Below are 18,486 nucleotides of genomic sequence, written 5' to 3' on the forward strand. Positions count from 1 at the left end.
TCAAACTCAATCATTTTTTTATTATCAGATAAGGCAAAGCACATTAGTATGCAAAGTCTTAAAATTGATGGTTACCCCGAAATTGAAAGTATTTAGGTCGATATATTAAAACCATTTGAAGTCAGTCTTAAAATTGATGATTAAATAAAGAATAAGCCACTAACCACATTATGCTACCAACTAAGATATCTATCACTCTTTGCACTTTAGGTTGTGCTAACCAAGGAGCCATTTTTGAAGCGCTAGTTGCTAAACTATAAAACCATAAGATAGACGCTAACATAGTACCTACTGCAAAAGCGATTTTCTCATTACCATCAAACTGCCCGCCTACACTGCCTAAAATCATAACCGTATCTAAATAAACATGTGGATTTAATAAAGTCACCGCAAAGGTAGTGCCAACAACAGCTGCTTTGGTTTTAATACCCTTTTGACTGCCAAAACCTTGATATTTATTTTGCCAAGCAGTTTTAAAAGACATTGAACCATAAATTAATAAAAATGAAATGCCCCCCCAAGTGATAGCTAATAATAGCCATTCACTACTGGCTATCAATTGTCCTCCACCAAATACTCCTAAGCCAATTAATAATACATCACACACCATGCAAATTGTTGCAGCTAAGATATGGTGATTACGCTTAATGCCCTGTCCTAATATATGAGAATTCTGTGCGCCTATCGGAATGATCATGCTAGCGCCTAAAACCAAACCTTGAAACATTGCTGAAATAGCCATTTACTACTGCTCATTGAAAATTGATGGAGTAAATTTAATACTTAAATTAAAATAAATAAAATTAATAGTTTTTATACTTGATAAGTTTTACTTATATTGAGGTGACATGAATCAGCTAGATTATAAATTATTGCACGCTTTAAGTGTTGTGATTAAACAGCAAAGTTTTGAAAAAGCAGCTGATGTTTTATGTATAACACAACCAGCGGTTTCACAAAGAATCAAACAATTAGAGCAACTCGTTGCCCACCCTGTTTTAATACGTGCCCAACCTATTGTCGCAACTGAACTAGGTAAAAAATTATTAAGCCATTATCATCAAGTACAACAACTTGAGGCTGAACTATTACCGAAAATTTTATTAGACCAACCGGAATCCACTTTAACAGTTAATTTAGCAACCAATGCCGATAGCTTAGCGACTTGGTTGATTGCTGCATTAACGCCTTTAATAAACCAACACCCAATTGAGCTTAATTTAATTGTTGCCGATGAATCCCGTACATTAGATAAATTAAAAGATGGCGAAGTATTTGGTGCAATCAGCTTAATTGATAAAGCGGTATCAGGCTGTGAAGTAACGCAACTGGGGACTATGGAGTATATCTTAGTTGCTTCACCTGAATTCAAACAAAGATATTTTGCCAATGGCATTAATCAACAAAGCTTAAAATATGCGCCAGGTGCCGCTTTTGATCAGAAAGACGATATGCATATTAAATTCATTGAACAACACTTTGGCTTAAAAGGTGGCAGTTATCCATGTCATACAGTGCGCTCATCAGAAGCTTTTGTCGAATTAGTAAAACAAGGGGCAGCTTACTCTTTGATCCCACAATTACAAATAAAAAATGAGCTTGCCTCTGGTGAAATCATTAATATTTTACCGAGTATAACACTCACACAAACCTTATATTGGCATAGGTGGGCTTTAGTAAAAGGTGTTTATAAACAAATATCTGAAACAATTATTTCAACAGGAAAAAGTATTTTAAACGCATAAAGTTACTTTTTTGAAAATTAATTATTGTCTCATAATTAAGTTTTAATTGACTTTAGAGACCCCTAGAATCTAATCCAGCAATACAGCTCAAGAGCAATTTAACTTGAGTTTTAATTGACTTTAGAGACGACTGGTCCAATAATATTCAACGGATAAACTTAAATAACCCAATCCGAGACAGTTAAAATGATTAAACAAGATACCAAAGAGATGATCTTGGCGGCTGGCCATTCTCTGATAATTGAAAAGAGCTATAACGGATGTGGCCTTAAAGAAATACTCGATACAGCAGGCGTACCTAAAGGGTCTTTCTATCATTACTTTAAGTCTAAGGAAGACTTTGGTATGGCACTTATAGAACGTGCTTCAGATGAAAATAGTGAATTTATGCGTGATATTTTCCGCGATAGAAAATTCACTCCATTAACCAGAATTAAAAACTTTTTTGCCCGTATTCAACAATATCATGATGAGGAAGGCATTGATTGCCAATGTTTAATTCCAAAATTAGCACTTGAGCAATCTAAATTAAGCGAAACCATGCGTGGTGCCTTAAAGTGCTCGCAAGATTCGATGAATGCCCAAATGGCTCAAGTTATCACGCAAGCACAAGCTGAAAATGAATTAGCTGATAATATTCACCCGCAAAAAATGGCTGGATTCTTATTTAGTGCTAGCCACGGCGCATCAATACAAATGCAAGTTGAGAATAGCGCTCAGCCATATAATGACTTTGTAGAAATTGTTTTCCAAAACTTACTGATTAAGCCTTAAAGCTAAGATCTCAAAATACAAAAACATCGTAGGCGTGACTTCAGTCGCGCTTTTTTATGCCTTAAACTAAAGCAATCCCAATAGACTGCAATCAATATACATTTCACACACGCATAAAAACCCATTTTAGAAACATCCCGTTGCAAAATTTATTAATCAAACCCCTTATATAACTGAAAATTTAAAATAGAATAAAAAAAACATAAATTCGAACTTGCATCTGATCGTAAAATAATCAAAAATACACACCTAGACGACTGGTCTAATAATTTACAAATATTCAACAACAATATTGTCGGGGGATGATATGCGCCAAAATTCATTTTCAAATTTATTAAAAGAATCTATTTTAAGTATTCTTTTAATTATGAGTGTTGCTTCACTCTTTTTCTCATATAACGTGTCAGCCAATCAAGTTGTACGTTTTTCTAGTGTTGCACTGCAAGACTTACAATCACATAAACGTGTAACCGGTACTTTAAAAGCATTAACACAAACTCATATTGCATCTGCAGAAGCGGGTGTTGTGATAAAAGTTTTTGTAAATGAAGGCGACTCAGTAAAACTTGGTCAAGTATTGTTGCAAATAGATAACCGTAAAATGTTAGCTGAAAAGTCACGATTAGAGGCCGAATTAGCACTTGCACAAGCAAAGCATGCTTTAGCGCAAGCTGAGTTTGATTTAGCTGAAGACGATTATATTGCTTACAAACATTCTGCAAATAAAAATGCGATTTCAGAACAAAGGCTTCGCCAAAGTAAAACTGCCGCTTTATCTGGTCAAGCCAATGTGATTGCTGCCCATGAAGCTATTAAGGCATTACAAGCACAATTAAATATTGCTGAAGTACGCTTAGATGATATGGCAATTAAAGCCCCTTTTAATGGACAAATTACCCAAAGATTCGCGGAACCTGGTCAATGGTTAGGCGCAGGGGATAATGCACTTACTTTGACTTCTCAAGGAAAGTTAGAGGCTTGGTTAGATGTGCCTGAGCGTTTTGCTCATACCATGACATCAATTCCAACTAAAGTAGGTCTCAGTGTAGGCGATAAAATGCTAAGTGGTTTTAACATTAAAGTCTTACGTAATGTAGATGCCAGAGCCCGTACATTCAAAGTTGTTAGCCAAGTTGAGTCTCAAGGTTTAATGCCTGGTATGTCAGTAGAGGCTTGGTTACCTGAGGGCGCTAAAACGCAATACTTAACAGTACCAAAAGATGCAATAGTACAACGTGGTACAAGTACTTTAGTTTATAAAGTAAATCAAAAAGATGAAAAACAAATGGCTGAAGCAATTCCTGTATCTGTTGTATTTCATCAAGGCAATATCGCAGCTGTATTGAGCCCGATGCTAAAAGCAGATGACAAGGTAATCACTGAAGGTAACGAAAGATTAATGCCTGGTCCTGTTATGGCTGTTGCTGATGAAACAAATACAAAGGCATTATAATGAAAATTGTTGAAACGGCTGTAAAGCAGCCCATTAGCGTCATTGTAGGTGTTTTACTTTCTATCATGGCGGGGATCTTAGCGTTTAATCAAGTACCAGTACAAATGACACCTACTGTTGACTCTGTTGTTGTAAGTGTTCGCACATTCTGGGAAAACGCTTCACCTGAAGAGATTGAATCCGATGTGGTTGCTGAACAAGAAAAAGTACTTAGCGATGTGACCGGTCTAATTTCAATGACTAGTATTAGTCAAACATCAGCTGCCCAGTTACGTTTAGAGTTTGAAACAGGCACTGATATCGCACAAGCGCAAGCTGAAGTAGTGCAAAAGCTAAATGAAGTTCCTGCCTATCCTAACGGTGTAAGCGAACCAACCGTTGAGGGCATAGATCCTATGTCGGTTGATTATATTGCTTGGGTTGGTTTGGCAGCAACAGATCCAACATTTGATAATACAACTTTATATGACTTTATGGAGCGTCGTTTACGTCCTAGATTAGAGAATATTGAAGGTGTATCAAAAGTAGGTATTTTAGGTGCCCGTGAACGTGAATTACAAATACGTTTTGATTCTACTCGATTAGCTAACTATGGCATCAGTTATAGTGAACTTGTTGATGCAATACAGCTAACTAATAGTAATTATTCTGGTGGTAAATTACCTGACGGTAAAAATGATATTCGAGTACGTGCTATGGGTCGTTTTAGCGATGCACAAACTGTTGCCAATACAGTTATTCGCCGTGATGTTAATGGCCCTGTTTATTTAAAAGATGTTGCCGAGGTTGTAGAAACTTACAAAGAAATGACTGACTGGGTACGTGCACGTGGCGTGCAAATGCCATTTTTCAATTTCCAACTTGCTAATGGTGCCAATCTACTGGATACCATGAATAAGCTAAAAGCTGAGTTTGCTGAGCTAAATGCGCCTGGTGGTTTATTAGAACAACACGCTAAAAAACTGGGTTTAACAGGTACATTTGAAATGGTACTGACTTGGGATTCGTCAAGTTATGTTGAAAATGCGATTTCATTAGTACAAAGCAATATATTAATAGGCGGATTACTTGCTGTATTAACCTTATTATTATTCTTAAGATCATTAAGAACTATCGGCGTAATTGCTATCGCAATACCTATTTCTATGGTGGGTTCTATTGTTGTTTTAGTGGCTTTAGGTCGCTCTATTAATATCGTATCACTGGCGGGCATGGCCTTTGCTGTTGGTATGGTCGTTGATAATGCAATTGTAGTAATCGAAAATATATTCCGTCATTTAGAAATGGGTAAAAAACCATTAAAAGCTAGCGTTGAAGGTACGCAAGAAGTAGCCGGTGCTGTATTTGCATCAACTTTAACAACGCTTGTAGTATTCATTCCAATTTTAACAATCCAAGATAGTGCAGGTCAGCTATTTAGAGATATCTCTTTAGCGATTATGGCTGCGGTTTCTATCAGCTTTATTGTTTCAGTATTAGTAATACCCGTTGCCGGTGCGCACTTATTAAGAGCGCGCTCTGAGAGCAAACAAGTTCAAATTAATAATCCGATTTTAAATAAACTATCTGCAAAAGCGCAAAAAGTACCATCGCAAATTGGTGACTTTGTTTATAAAATTTCTGGCAGCACTAAAAAACGATTAACTGTTATTGGCAGCTTTGCAGTAGTTACCTTAGTGGGTATCGCCATATTAATTCCACCTATGGATTATTTACCTAAAGGTAACCGTAACTTTGCTTTTGGCTTTATGGTGCCACCACCTGGCTATAACTTAGATCAAATATCAGAAATTGGTGATCGTATCGAAGAGAAACTTCGCCCTGCTTGGGAGATATCTGGTGATAGATTTTCAGCTGAAGCTAATTTACGTAACGGCCCTTTATCAACTGTCGATAACCGTCCTGATGTACATTTAATGGATGGCTCTGTCATTAAAGCGCCTAAAATCGATCATTACTTTTTAGTCGCTATGGGTGGTCAGGTATTACATGGCATGATCCCTATGAATGCTAAAGAAACAGTTGATGCCGTTGATTTATTAAATCAAACATTAATGGGCGTAAATGCACCAGATGTAATCGGTTTTGCTTTCCAATTCCCACTATTTAATACAGGTGGCACAACAGGTTCAGCGATTCAAATTGACTTGGTAGGTGATGATTTACCACAAATCACTCAAGGTGCCATGGCGTTACTATTTAAGTTAATTGGTAATTATGGCCCTTATGCCACTTTACCAGAACCTGCTAACTTTTTATTACCAACACCTGAGCTTGCAATCAAACCAATTGATGAAAGATTAGCTGAATTAAATATGTCGCGTCGTGATTTAGGCTTAGCAGTACAAGCAAATGGCGATGGCATTATTTTAATGAATGGCTTTGAAATTGGCGGTGAGCTAAAAGATATTAAAATTGTGAGCAATGCACAGCAAACTGATTTTCCGATTGATGAGTTGTTGCAAACGCCTTTAGCCACACCTGAAGGGCAAGTAGTTGATTTACAATCTTTAGCTGTATTAGAGCGCAGTCAAAGTGCAGATCAAATCAAACATGTTGCGCGTCAACGTGCTGTTACTTTGCAGTTTACGCCACCAGCTGGCATGCCGCTAGAGCAAGCAATTGCTTCTATCAATAGCATGGTTGAAGAGCTAAGAACACAAGGCGCAATCTCGCCTTTAGTTGAAGTTAATCTTGCTGGTAGCGCGGGTAAATTAAATGATATTAAAGCCGCGTTATTAGGTGATGGTACTTTTACTGGCATGTTAGGTTCTAGCTTTTTCTTAGCTATGTTGGTTATCTATCTCGTTATGGTCGTATTATTCCAAAACTGGAAATACCCATTAGTGATATTAGTAACAGTACCACTGGCAACATTAGGCGGCTTTATGGGTCTTTCTGGTGTGCATTGGGCTAGTGTTATGGATAGATATACACCAATTCAAAACTTAGATGTACTGACTATTTTAGGTTTTGTGATACTTGCGGGTGTTGTGGTAAATAACGCTATTTTGATTGTTCATCAAACTTTAAATATTTTGAAACAAAAAACAATCAGCCCACGTCTGGCAATAAAGCAGTCTGTTGAGAGCCGAGTTCGCCCTATTATGATGTCGACTTTAACCTCTGTAGGCGGCATGTTACCTCTAGTTCTGATGCCTGGTGCCGGTAGTGAGCTTTACCGAGGTTTAGGTGCCGTAGTTGTTGGTGGCTTAGTTGTCTCAACCGTATTTACTTTAATTCTAGTGCCTATCATATTAAGCTTTATGATAACTGAGAAAGATTATCAAGACCGCAAACTTGATGATCCGCAGTTAAAGGAAGCCGCATAGTGTAAAAACTTTGCATGATATGGATATCATTTGATGACTGACAAAATCCCAGCTTATGCTGGGATTTTTATTTTAGACTGAATTTATATATAAAGTTGTATACAATCTTACTTCATCTTTAAAGGTTGGAATGCAAATGCAACACTCATTACTAAAAAAAAGCTTGCTCGCTTTAGCTATCGCAACAACATTAGTTGCCTGTGATAAGCCGACAAATCAAAAAACAAATCAAATACAAGTCGAAGAAAAAGCACCTATTACTCGCGCTCAAATTGATAAAACTATCAATACTTATACCCAAGACTTTATGACCTTACAGCCAGGCTTGGCAACATCATTAAAATTACCGAATGAAATTGCTGGTAACTATCAAAACAAATGGCCTGATTATTCAGCTAAAGGCATGACTCAATTACAGTCAACAATGAAAAATTCTTTAAATGCACTAAATGCTTATGATCTCGCATCTTTAAGTGATGCTGATAGATTGCATTTAGAAGTAAACCAAGTGATTGCGCAATATTACTTAGGCGATGAAAACTTTAAAGGCGGATATGTTGATACTTGGGGCGGCCACTTACCTTATATCGTAAGTCAAATTGCAGGCCCTTTAATTGATATCCCGAACCTGTTAAAAGATCAACATAGTATTGAATCAGTAAAAGATATTGAAGATTATTTAATACGTCTTGCCGGATTAGTTGATTTAGTTGGGGCAGTTAAAAATAAAGTTTTAGCTGACGCTGATAATGGTATTATTTTACCTAAAGCGTTATTTCCAAATACTTTAGGCTATTTAACAAATTACACTGCAATGCCTGCAGGTGAGCACGCTTTAGTGACTAGCTTATCAGCTAAAATGAACTCAGTGAAAACCCTAACAGAGCAACAAAAACAAGGTTTTATAAATACAGCTATCAGCATTATTGGTGAAAAGCTTTACCCTGCCTTTGCTGATATTAAACAGACTATGGTTAAGCTTGAAGCCAAAGCGCCAACAGAAGATGGTATTTGGGCACAACCAAATGGCGCTGAGTTTTATAAACATGAAATTTTATATTTAGCAGATTCAACTTTAAGCCCAGATAAAATCCATGATATTGGCTTAGCTGAAGTGGCACGTATTTCAAAAGAAATGGATGCGATTTTAAAAGCACAAGGCATGAGTGAAGGCACTATCGGTGAACGTATGGCTAAACTTGGCAATATGCCTGAGTTTATCTATGAAGATTCAGATGAAGGTCGTGCTAAGTTATTAGCCGATTTAAATACTGAAATCGACAATATTATGGTTAAAGCCCCTAGCCTATTTAGTACGATTCCTAAATTTGAAGTATTAGTACAACGTATTCCTGTGGTATCTCAAGATGGTGCCGCTGGCGGTTTTTACATGCCTCCAGCACTTGATGGCTCTCGCCCTGGTGTATTTGCTATCAATCTAAAAGATATGAAAGCACAACCTAAATTTAGTTTAAAAAGCTTAACTTACCATGAAGCCGTACCAGGTCACCATTTTCAAATATCATTAAACATGGAACAAACTGATATTGGCATTATGCGTCAAAATGGTCAGTTTAATGCTTATGTAGAAGGTTGGGCACTATATTCAGAGCAAGTTGCTTATGAAATGGGCATGTATGACAATGATCCTTGGGGAAACTTAGGTCGCTTACAAGCTGAAGTATACCGTGCAGGTCGTTTAGTTGTAGATACTGGTTTGCATCATAAACGCTGGACACGTGAGCAAGCGATTGAATATTTCCATAATGCCACAGGTACTGCGATGAGCGATGTAGAAAGTGCAATTGACCGCTATATGGCATGGCCAGGTCAAGCATTAGGCTACAAACTCGGTATGCTTAAAATATTAGAATTAAGAGATGAAGCGAAATTACAACTAGGTGATAAATTCGATATCAAAGCATTTCATGATTTAGTATTGTTACCAGGCGCTCGCCCACTAACTATACTTGAAGCTGATGTAAAACGTTGGGTTGCACAAGTTAAGTAAACTCATTATTAAAGTAATATAAAAAAGGCTTGTTATGAACTTTCATTTCAAGCCTTTATCATTTATAAAGTAATATAAATTTTTAGCGGAATGGGCTTAACGGCTGGCTTACTTTAGGAGCAGGAGCCTGTGCTACAACATCTACATCTTTTGGTACGCTGCTTTTAGCTGCTGCGTCTTGAGCCACTTTATCTTCAATCATTTTGTCTTCGGTAAAATCAAACATTTTAGAATATTCAAAATTTGCGATCTTTTCATTTATCGATGAGCCAGAATAACTATCCACAGCTAAATCTAAACCCGCAAATGCCATACCTAACGCGCCGCCATATAAAAAGCCACCCGCTAATTTTGATAAAGCACTGACTTGCTCTTGTCCTGACGCTTCTTGATATACGGCTGACACACCGGGTATATGATTTAAAACATTAATAATGTCAAAACCATCGTTTAACTCTAGGCCATTATCTCCAAATGTCAGTCTCTCTAAACTTTTAGCGTCTGAGTTAACTGGAATATTAACATTACATGCTGTGACAGTATTATCATGTGTATGTGATTCATTTACATGTGAATGGGTATGACTGCCATTATGAACATGGGTGCCATTAGTTCCAGTACCAGCACCATTCGTTGCGTTACTTTGTGGTGTCGGTTTAGGTGACAATAAACTCATTTGTAATGCAGTTAATAAGGTCGCTTGTAAAGCTTCTATAGATGAATCACTTGTCAGTTTCTCTAGCATATCCCCACCACTTTCGCCGCCAGCAAGACCGAGTGAAGAAAACAAACTTTGTTGAGGGTTTGAAATATTATTAACACTATTGGTAGCGGCTACTGGATGGGCATTTTTCCCAGTGAGTTGCTGAGCGTTAAGAACAGATGTAAAAGTATCACTTGAGCCTGACTGACTACCAGAAGCTTGCTGCCTAGCATTCGCTGAGTGACTTTTATTTATGTTGCTTGTTAACAATTGTGACGTCGAACTTAAATTAGATTCTGAAATAGCCATAACTTTGATACTTTATACAATATTAATTCTATTTTCTGATTAAATTTTGACTAATTCAAGCGGGATTACAAACAGTTACACCGATAACAAGTTACTACAATTAATTCATACTTCGCCCGTTACATTTTACGATCTTTTACAGTAGTTATTACCTATCACTGGCAAAATAATGACCAATTAATTTATTAGATATAAAAATAGTATGCGTCCTATAAATTTCACATTATTAATTTTAAGCTTTTTTTTAACGGCCTGTAGCACTACAGCTCCTATAGATGAAGAAGTTGTAGCCAATGCGCCTACTCACCCAAAAGTCAGTCAACGACCTGTTTATAAAGAAAGTAAAAAAGATAAAGATATTGAACCTGGCGACCCTAGGTTTAGCCCGGTAAGAAATGCATCTGTAGAAACAGTTCAAATGCCTTCAGGTTCATTATTTAATCCTTATAACGCTGTCGATATTTATCAAGCAAGTAGCCAATATCGCGTTGGTGATATGGTATTAGTTCAGGTAGAAGAAAGCACTTCAGCCGATAAATCAATCAATTATAAATCAGATAAAAAAGGCAGCTTTGAATTAAAACCCGTTGCGCTCAATATCGGTCCTATTGGCCTAGGTGAGAATGATTTAAATGCGGATTATGAACAAACAAAAGACTTTAACAGCGAAGCAAAGGCAAAACAGAAAAACTCTTTAAAAGGTGATATTACTGTTTATGTCACTGAAGTACGTAAAAATGGTAACTTATTGGTTGCAGGTGAAAAGTGGATCACACTAAATACAGGTGAAGAGTTCATTCGTTTTTCAGGTGAAATCAGATCAACCGATATTAGCTTACATAATACTATCAGCTCTGTAAAAGTTGGTAATGCCCACATTGAATATAGTGGTGTAGGCGAAATGCAAGATAATCAAAACCCTTCATTAATTGGTAAAATTTTTAGCATTCTTGATTAATAGGGACTTTATGATCTTTTCACTCAGATCAATACTTAAAAGCGCAATTGTATTTTTAGTACTATTTAGCAATCAAAGTTTTGCAACTTGGTATCAAGGAAGTGCCCAGCAATCTATAGGCACTTTTAACTTTGAAACCATACGAACAGAAACAATAAAACATGCCATCGCTAATGCTGCTATGCAAAGTAATAGCTACATTCAAGTTGAAGATATTGTTTTAGATGGTTTATTAGAAAGTAGTAAAACTGTGCTGCGAAGCGAAGGAAATATTCGACGCGTCAAAATATTAAGCGAATCGATTAACAACGATATTCTCTCTATTATTGTAAATGTCGATATCAAACCCATATTTGGCTGTCAAAACGATCCTTACGCAAAGTCACTTTTATTGACTCAGTTTCCCCTGTTAAAACCTAATCAAGCAGTTCAAGGTGCGATTTTCGATATTGGTATTCAAGCAAGTCGACGCTTTGAAATGCAGCTTAATACACAAGAAAGTGTTTATGTCAGCTCACTACTTAATAAAGCATTTATGCCTGATGGCTCACTTGGCACTATTAATACACGATATTTAAAAGATGTCGGCAGCTATTTGGCAACAGAGCACGATAGCCAGTTTATTTTATTTGGCGCTATCAGAGATATCAGCTTATTTGAACAAGTAAAAGATCAACTGTTAATTGATGATGTTTTATTAAGACGTAACTTTACCTTTCAAATATATTTATATGATGCAATTAAAGGCAAGCTGATAATCCAAAAAAGCTATCATGGAGAATCAAATTGGCAATATAAAGAAAACCATATGGTCGATACCGATAATAGTGTTTTTTGGCGCTCAGATTATGGCCGCACCGTATTACATACAATTAATAGTGCCGTAATTGATATTAATGACGAGTTAAGTTGCCAACAAAGCCTGCCACAAATTATTCACAGTGATAATGGTAAATTAGTCATTAACATAGGTGAAGCGCAAGGCGTAAAAGTAGGTGACAAATTTGAACTGGTGAAACAACAATTTATGCAAGGTATTAAGGGTAAATCGTTTGTGCTTAGTTCAGTTGATACATCAAAAGCACTAAAAGTAATTCAAGTAAATAATCAAACGGCTGTATTAACAAGTGATTGGTTAAGTACGCTAGACGGTAGTCTAATTCAGAATTTGGTTCGCCCCAAATCATCATTTTAAATATATACATTACCCCATTTTAAGGCTGTTAAATGTTAAAGCATTCCCCAATAATTTTAGTACCTTTATTGCTTATCCAAGCGTGTGGCTCAAGTTCTAGCTCAGATAAAACACCAGAACCTGCTGAATACCAATTTAACTTATCAGCAAAATTAACTAATACATGTGGGCTAGAATCTTCTTTTGATAAATATGAAGTACATTTACAAGATGATAATTGGGAGCTAATTGCTAAATATTCTGCAAATGTGGATGGCCTAGTTAGCTTCACAACAGATCAAAAAGAAATTAACTATACGATTGTAGCTAAAACACAGCAAGATGAAGCTGCTGAAGGTTTAGATATTGTAAGTTATTATCAAGTGCAAACTACTACACCAGCAAGTTATAGCGCTACTTACGATAGCTTACAAGATGATGCGAGTTGTGAGTGTAATACTCAAGATATTCAGCTGGCACACAGATATTTTAATGAAATAAAATCTGTAGCAACCTCTTTTAGTTATGATGATTGGCAAATTATAGACCCTAAAACAACTTACTTTTCTGGTGTTGAAGTTTGTAGAAAAAGTGAAGACCTATGGCCTGTACAATCAATCGCAGTGAGAGGCTTAGATATAAACAATAATACAAGTGTTGCTGCAAGCTTATTAAATGACTTTACCGATAATGAAGAGCAATTATGGCAAGCTTCAGCACTTGAAGATTATTATATTGCTGACTTACCTTTAGAGCATGCAAGTTTTGAAATGAATCAAATGTTCTCTGACGGTGAGCATTTTCATGTAGCAGTAGATGTAAATGATGAGAGATTACCTGTTTTTAGTAGCCATGAATATATCTCTGAATCTCGATACCACTCAAATTCAAATCATATCTTTGAAATTATAGATTCAATGTTCCGCTACTCTGTTTTTGGTAGCTACCATCAAATACATTCAACTATGTTTAATGATGCATTTACTGTATCTGCAGAATTAGAAGAACCTGACATAGATAATGAAAATTTTTCGGAGTTAGCAGCTGATGGTACTTATGATTACAGCGCAGTTTCTGGCTATCCATTAATAGAAGTCGGTTTCGATTATGATACTGAAGCAACAACTGACGCCCCTGCAGTATTTTGGACCTTATATGGTCCAACTAAAGGAAAACTACCTTCTTCTGTTCAACTTGAAGGCTATGAAGAAATAGTAACGCCTGATAGTGATATTAAAACCACAGATATTAGAATAATTAAAAGCGGAAGTACCAATAAATATGATGATTATATTGAATATTATCAAGGAAATTTGGATGATGAATTCTCGGATAATTTAAAGTATTTTCACCTAAAACTGAAACTATAAAATACAGATTAAAAGCACATAACTGTTTAAGCTTTAACGCTTAAACAGTTATTGTTTTTTATAAGGTAAGTAAATATAAAAACACGCTCCTTGTGGTTTATTACGCTCGTATTTAATTTCACCATGAAGTTTTTGCTCAACTAGCTTTTGAGTAATAAACAAACCCAAACCACTACCACCTTCCCCCATCCTTGTAGAAAAATATTTATCAAATATTTTATCTTGGTTTTCATCATTAATGCCTTTGCCATTATCGCTCACTTTAATAATTACAGTATCTAATTTAATTGATACATTAATGTGAATAATACCTCTCACTTCATCACTAAATGCATGATTAAGCGCATTATTAATCAAGTTAATTAATACTTGAGATAAAGCGCCGCCTTGGGTATCTAAAATAATATTACTCGGGCTATTTATTTCAATATTATGAGGGCTGCGCTTTATTTTTGGCATCATCAAAAAGAAGATATCTTCTAAAAAATGTTTTAATTCAAACTTTATTTTTGCTTCACTGAATTCACCAACAACAATCTCTTTAAAGCTTGTGACTAACTGATTGGCATACCTGACATTTGATAAAGAAATATCAAAGCTTTCACGTGATAGTAATAAGTATTTTTCAAGTGCAGATTTAGATAGTTTTTGTTGTTTAACATCATTTTCTAATTCTGAGTTTTTTTCTATTACTGTGGTTACAGCTGTGTTGATTATACCTAAAGGCGTACCAAGTTCATGAGTTAGCTCACCTACAAGCTCGCCTAAGTGACTCATTTTTTCAGTCTCTTCTAGCTTTTTATCTTTAGCAGTCGCAAGCTCTTTTAACTCTATAGTCTTATCTCGTAATTGGCCAATCAAGTCATCTCTAATGGTAAAAAGTCGGCGTAACTTTATATGCGTTGCAACACGAACCACTATCTCTTCATGCCTAATAGGTTTAGTGACATAATCTATCGCACCAAGTTTAAATCCTTCCACGATATCGCTAATATCTGCTTTGGCAGTTACAAAAATAACGGGAATATCTCTTAAATCAGTAATTAATTTCATTCTCTGGCAGGTTTCAAAACCATCTATTCCAGGCATCATCACATCTAACAATATTAAATCTGGTAAAAATAAAGTGGCTATTTCAAGGGCTTTTAAGCCATCTTGCGCAAATGCAATATCATAGCCCTGCGCTTCTAAAATTTCAGTTAATAATTCTAAATTTTCTTTTTTATCATCCACAATTAAAATCTTAGCGCCTGATATATCAATATCCGTTTCAGTCATGATTTAGCTCCTTTATCGCACTAATAAGTCCATCCATATCATAATTATCAATATAACTAAGTAAATGCACTGCTAACGGCTTTTTATCTGGTTCGTCTTTTACTAAATCAGCTAATAAGTTTTTAACGAGTGATAAACGATTTATTTCAGCGGCTGTTTTGAGTTCATTAAAAAATGCTTCAGTTAAAGCGTAATCCGTTAATTTAAAATCAATTGCAGTAACATTAGATAATTCGTCTTCTGGGAATTCATAAATTGAATCAAAGTCACTGGGGAAGTATTGTAATATGCATTTAAAAAGCTCTGAGAAATGATAGGGTTTTGCAATAAACTGATTAAAACCAATATCGTGAAAATGTTTTATTTCATGGCTCAAACTAAATGCTGATATCGCAATGCAAATTAAATTTGTGAGCTTTAGCTCTTTACGAATGACTTCAATTGCTTCATCACCACGCATAACAGGCATTAACAAGTCTATAAAAGCCATATCAAACACTTGGTTTTTTAATTTTTCAACAGCCTCTTTACCATCACATGCTTCAACAACTTCAATATTACAAGAGTGTAATAATTTAGCTAAAACCTCTCGATTATTTGGGTTATCATCAACAGACAACACCCGAAGTTGCCTTTGAGGTTTACATATAATTTTAACAAGCTTGCGCTCCATTTCTGGTATTAATTTTACATCAGATTGCTCTAATTGAGTGGTAAAGGTGAACTTAGAACCCTCTCCTAAAGTTGATTCTACTTCTAAGTTGCCTCCCATTAGTTTTGCTTGTTTGAGAGAAATCACTAAACCTAAACCTGACCCGCCTTTATCTTCCCCTGCTTTACCTTGTGTGAATATAGTAAAAAGTGTTTTTAACTCAGAATCTGATATGCCAGGCCCAGTATCTATTACTTCAAATTTATAAATGCCTTGCTCATGGCTCAGCTGTAATTTAATTTCACCAATTTCAGTGAACTTAACCGCATTACTTAATAAATTGATTAATATTTGCCGTATTTTACCTTGGTCACCAACTACATATTCAGCTTGTTTTAACTGGTTTTCGAAATTCCAAATTAAGTTTTGTTGCTCACATCTCAAAGCAAACATTTGATTAATATCATTCACCAAAGCAATCAATTCAAAAGGCTGTTTTTTGAGTGTCATTGCACCGGCTTCAATTTTTGAAATTTCTAAAATATCATTAATAATTTCAAGTAAATGCTGTCCTGCTCGCATTATTTTATCAAGCGTATCGGCTTGATCTGAGTTGACGGTTTCAGATAATTTCATTAATTGGGTAAAACCTAAAATTGCATTCATAGGAGTGCGAATCTCATGGCTCATATTCGATAAAAATTGGCTTTTTGCTAAATTGGCTTGTTCTGCTTTTTTAGTTGCCTGCATTAACTCAAAGGTACGTTCTGATACTTTAGATTCAAGATCAGAGTTAATGACAGCTAATGATTCTTTAAGGCACACATTACTGCATAAAATGCTAATATCGTGCGAGAAGCTCATTAACATATTCTGCTCTTCAATATCACTCAACTCCTTATAACTCAACAAAAGTAAAATTTTCTCAGCTTCTTTTGAACTAAAAATATAATGAATTGAGTGTTCGTTTATAAATAAATTTTTATGAGTTTCATCAACTTGATTAATAAAATTTGAAAAATGACTAAAACAATGAGCTTCAAAATTGTCACTCTGTGCTAAAAAATGATCTTCATGTTGATTTACAACTAAAATAGCAAATTCAATATTATCTTTGGGGTATAGCTCTAATAGAGGTAACGCTGTAGGCAATGAAAGTGCTAAGACTTCAAAAAACTTATTACTAGATGCGACTGGTAATAAAGCATCCATGCAAAGTTTCATTTTAGCTAATCCACAATGAATACTTTCAGAGTCTAATAACTCATGATAAGAGCGTAAAGCAGATATAATACTGGTTTGTAATTTACTATAGGTGAGCTCAGTTTTGTTTTTATAGTCGTTAATATCGTAATTACGAATAACATCGGACTCTGGCGCAGTACCGGGCTGTCCCGTTCGTAAAATAATTCTAACTAGTTTTAAGTTAAGTTCTTCTCTTAAGTACTTTGCGACTTCAAGTCCTGCATGATTAGACTCCATAACAACATCTAATAAAATGACAGCAATATTGTCGACTTCAGATAATAGTTTTTTTGCCTCTAAGCCTGAAAAGCAATGTAAAAAAATGATGCCTTTATCTTTATATTGCAAACCACTTAGAGCTAACTTTGTCATTTCATGAATGTCAGGTTCATCATCAACAATTAGAACCTGCCAAGGTTCACCATCCGGAGCTTCCTCTTCAGGTTCATCTGTGAATAAAAAAGTATCAGTCACTATTTTTACCCAGTGCTATTTTATATCCCTAAAGTGTAGTAAAAATACTCAAGAATTCACTTGCGGAAAACAAATATTGACTGCTAGGATGAGTGGGTAACAATTACCCAAACGCTATTTCAACCTGTTTATACTAAAAATTTAAATAGAGAAACATAACAATTTGAGAGCTATCAATATTTTGCTAAAAATCTATAAATATCTTTTGTTATTACTTCCCTTTCTAGCAGTTGCCGGATCTCAAAAACATACTATTAATATTTATACTTATCATTTAAAACCCCCGTTTATTATTGACCAAAATAAACAAACTGGTCTGTATTATGATTTTTCTAACTTCTTAAATCAGATACAAAATGAGTACCAATTTAAAACTTTTTTAATGCCTAAAAAGCGTGTAGATAAATACTTAAAAACAAATCAATTTAATGGTGTTTTAATAGGGGTGAACCCAGCCTGGTTCAATGATAAAAATGAACAAAAATACAACTGGACCAAAAGCATATTGCACGATCAAGATGAGATAGTCTCTTTAAGTACGGCACCCATTACTTTTAAAGGTCCTCATTCATTAATAGGTTTATCATTAGGTGGTGTATTTGGTTTTAAATATGTAGGTTTAGATCAATTAACTGACGCAAAAAAAATTAAACGAATTAATACGATAGGAGATCAACAAGTATTGGAACTCATAGAAAAAAATAGAGTTGATGTCGGTATTGTAAGCAGCTCAACCATGCAATATTTAATCTCAGTTAATCCAGAATTAAAGTATAAGTTTTACATTTCGTATAATCCGCATTATGAATTTGAAAGACGGGTTTTATTTCCACAATCTTTCAGCAAGGTTTTTAAAAAAATAAACCCTCTTTTAATGCAACCCGAAAATCAAAAGCTTTGGTCAAAGTTTTTACAGAAATACAATTTAAAAAGCCCAGTACTCCAATAATTCTTTTTCTAGTAGATGCATTGATATCAATTCGTTACTATAGCTTTTTTATTACCGTT

General features: G+C 35.3%; 13 protein-coding genes. 9 read left to right on the plus strand and 4 right to left on the minus strand.

What is annotated here, in order from left to right:
- Positions 1 to 127: 127 nt before the first annotated feature.
- Positions 128 to 742, minus strand: a complete 615-nt coding sequence (locus tag KO527_RS19135) for a LysE/ArgO family amino acid transporter (protein WP_216041859.1) — start codon at positions 740 to 742, stop codon at positions 128 to 130.
- A 106-nt stretch (positions 743 to 848) separates the two neighbouring features.
- On the opposite strand from KO527_RS19135, the gene KO527_RS19140 reads away from it, so the two are divergent.
- The 5 genes from KO527_RS19140 to KO527_RS19160 all read left to right on the plus strand — a co-directional run bounded on the left by KO527_RS19140 (position 849) and on the right by KO527_RS19160 (position 9,315).
- On the plus strand, positions 849 to 1,745 hold the full coding sequence (locus KO527_RS19140; RefSeq protein ID WP_216041860.1) for a LysR family transcriptional regulator ArgP: 897 nt from the start codon (positions 849 to 851) through the stop codon (positions 1,743 to 1,745).
- A 186-nt stretch (positions 1,746 to 1,931) separates the two neighbouring features.
- Positions 1,932 to 2,519, plus strand: a complete 588-nt coding sequence (locus KO527_RS19145) for a TetR/AcrR family transcriptional regulator (protein WP_216041861.1) — start codon at positions 1,932 to 1,934, stop codon at positions 2,517 to 2,519.
- A 307-nt stretch (positions 2,520 to 2,826) separates the two neighbouring features.
- Positions 2,827 to 3,972, plus strand: a complete 1,146-nt coding sequence (locus tag KO527_RS19150) for an efflux RND transporter periplasmic adaptor subunit (protein WP_216041862.1) — start codon at positions 2,827 to 2,829, stop codon at positions 3,970 to 3,972.
- Positions 3,972 to 7,304 (plus strand): efflux RND transporter permease subunit, encoded by a 3,333-nt coding sequence (locus tag KO527_RS19155; protein WP_216041863.1) that lies wholly within the window; start codon positions 3,972 to 3,974, stop codon positions 7,302 to 7,304. Before KO527_RS19150 ends, KO527_RS19155 begins: the two co-directional genes overlap by 1 nt.
- A 136-nt stretch (positions 7,305 to 7,440) precedes the next feature.
- On the plus strand, positions 7,441 to 9,315 hold the full coding sequence (locus tag KO527_RS19160; protein WP_252733878.1) for a DUF885 domain-containing protein: 1,875 nt from the start codon (positions 7,441 to 7,443) through the stop codon (positions 9,313 to 9,315).
- Between the two features lie 82 nt (positions 9,316 to 9,397).
- Here KO527_RS19160 and KO527_RS19165 read toward each other — a convergent pair whose 3' ends face one another.
- Entirely contained in the window at positions 9,398 to 10,327 is a 930-nt protein-coding gene (locus KO527_RS19165) for a hypothetical protein (protein WP_216041865.1), read from the minus strand.
- Positions 10,328 to 10,529: 202 nt separating this feature from the next.
- On the opposite strand from KO527_RS19165, the gene KO527_RS19170 reads away from it, so the two are divergent.
- Genes KO527_RS19170 through KO527_RS19180 form a run of 3 tightly spaced genes read left to right on the plus strand, consistent with a single transcriptional unit; the run spans position 10,530 to position 13,829 of the window.
- A complete protein-coding gene (locus tag KO527_RS19170; RefSeq protein WP_216041866.1) occupies positions 10,530 to 11,285 on the plus strand; it encodes a flagellar basal body L-ring protein FlgH in 756 nt (251 codons plus the stop codon).
- Positions 11,286 to 11,295: 10 nt separating this feature from the next.
- Positions 11,296 to 12,480 carry a flagella assembly protein FlgT middle domain-containing protein gene (locus KO527_RS19175; RefSeq protein WP_216041867.1) on the plus strand — a complete coding sequence of 395 codons (1,185 nt, stop codon included), beginning with the start codon at positions 11,296 to 11,298 and terminating at the stop codon, positions 12,478 to 12,480.
- A gap of 32 nt (positions 12,481 to 12,512) precedes the next feature.
- A complete protein-coding gene (locus KO527_RS19180; RefSeq protein ID WP_216041868.1) occupies positions 12,513 to 13,829 on the plus strand; it encodes a hypothetical protein in 1,317 nt (438 codons plus the stop codon).
- A gap of 48 nt (positions 13,830 to 13,877) precedes the next feature.
- Here KO527_RS19180 and KO527_RS19185 read toward each other — a convergent pair whose 3' ends face one another.
- Together KO527_RS19185 and KO527_RS26460 are read right to left on the minus strand one after the other, a co-directional pair.
- Positions 13,878 to 15,107 carry a hybrid sensor histidine kinase/response regulator gene (locus KO527_RS19185; protein WP_216041869.1) on the minus strand — a complete coding sequence of 410 codons (1,230 nt, stop codon included), beginning with the start codon at positions 15,105 to 15,107 and terminating at the stop codon, positions 13,878 to 13,880.
- Positions 15,100 to 17,478, minus strand: a complete 2,379-nt coding sequence (locus KO527_RS26460; protein ID WP_216041870.1) for a response regulator — start codon at positions 17,476 to 17,478, stop codon at positions 15,100 to 15,102. Before KO527_RS26460 ends, KO527_RS19185 begins: the two co-directional genes overlap by 8 nt.
- 205 nt (positions 17,479 to 17,683) lie before the next feature.
- Here KO527_RS26460 and KO527_RS19195 point away from each other — a divergent pair, with 205 nt between their 5' ends.
- On the plus strand, positions 17,684 to 18,427 hold the full coding sequence (locus tag KO527_RS19195) for a transporter substrate-binding domain-containing protein (protein WP_216041871.1): 744 nt from the start codon (positions 17,684 to 17,686) through the stop codon (positions 18,425 to 18,427).
- The last annotated feature ends 59 nt before the right edge of the window (positions 18,428 to 18,486 follow it).

The sequence above is a fragment of the Pseudoalteromonas sp. C2R02 genome (assembly GCF_018860845.1).
Taxonomy (GTDB): Bacteria; Pseudomonadota; Gammaproteobacteria; order Enterobacterales; family Alteromonadaceae; genus Pseudoalteromonas.

Excerpts from the sequence above, each read along its gene's own strand:
- KO527_RS19135 (WP_216041859.1), bottom strand. The coding sequence starts at position 742 with ATGGCTATTTCAGCAATGTTTCAAGGTTTGGTTTTAGGCGCTAGCATG.
- KO527_RS19140 (WP_216041860.1), top strand. The coding sequence starts at position 849 with ATGAATCAGCTAGATTATAAATTATTGCACGCTTTAAGTGTTGTGATT.
- KO527_RS19145 (WP_216041861.1), top strand. The coding sequence starts at position 1,932 with ATGATTAAACAAGATACCAAAGAGATGATCTTGGCGGCTGGCCATTCT.
- KO527_RS19150 (WP_216041862.1), top strand. The coding sequence starts at position 2,827 with ATGCGCCAAAATTCATTTTCAAATTTATTAAAAGAATCTATTTTAAGT.
- KO527_RS19155 (WP_216041863.1), top strand. The coding sequence starts at position 3,972 with ATGAAAATTGTTGAAACGGCTGTAAAGCAGCCCATTAGCGTCATTGTA.
- KO527_RS19160 (WP_252733878.1), top strand. The coding sequence starts at position 7,441 with ATGCAACACTCATTACTAAAAAAAAGCTTGCTCGCTTTAGCTATCGCA.
- KO527_RS19165 (WP_216041865.1), bottom strand. The coding sequence starts at position 10,327 with ATGGCTATTTCAGAATCTAATTTAAGTTCGACGTCACAATTGTTAACA.
- KO527_RS19170 (WP_216041866.1), top strand. The coding sequence starts at position 10,530 with ATGCGTCCTATAAATTTCACATTATTAATTTTAAGCTTTTTTTTAACG.
- KO527_RS19175 (WP_216041867.1), top strand. The coding sequence starts at position 11,296 with ATGATCTTTTCACTCAGATCAATACTTAAAAGCGCAATTGTATTTTTA.
- KO527_RS19180 (WP_216041868.1), top strand. The coding sequence starts at position 12,513 with ATGTTAAAGCATTCCCCAATAATTTTAGTACCTTTATTGCTTATCCAA.
- KO527_RS19185 (WP_216041869.1), bottom strand. The coding sequence starts at position 15,107 with ATGACTGAAACGGATATTGATATATCAGGCGCTAAGATTTTAATTGTG.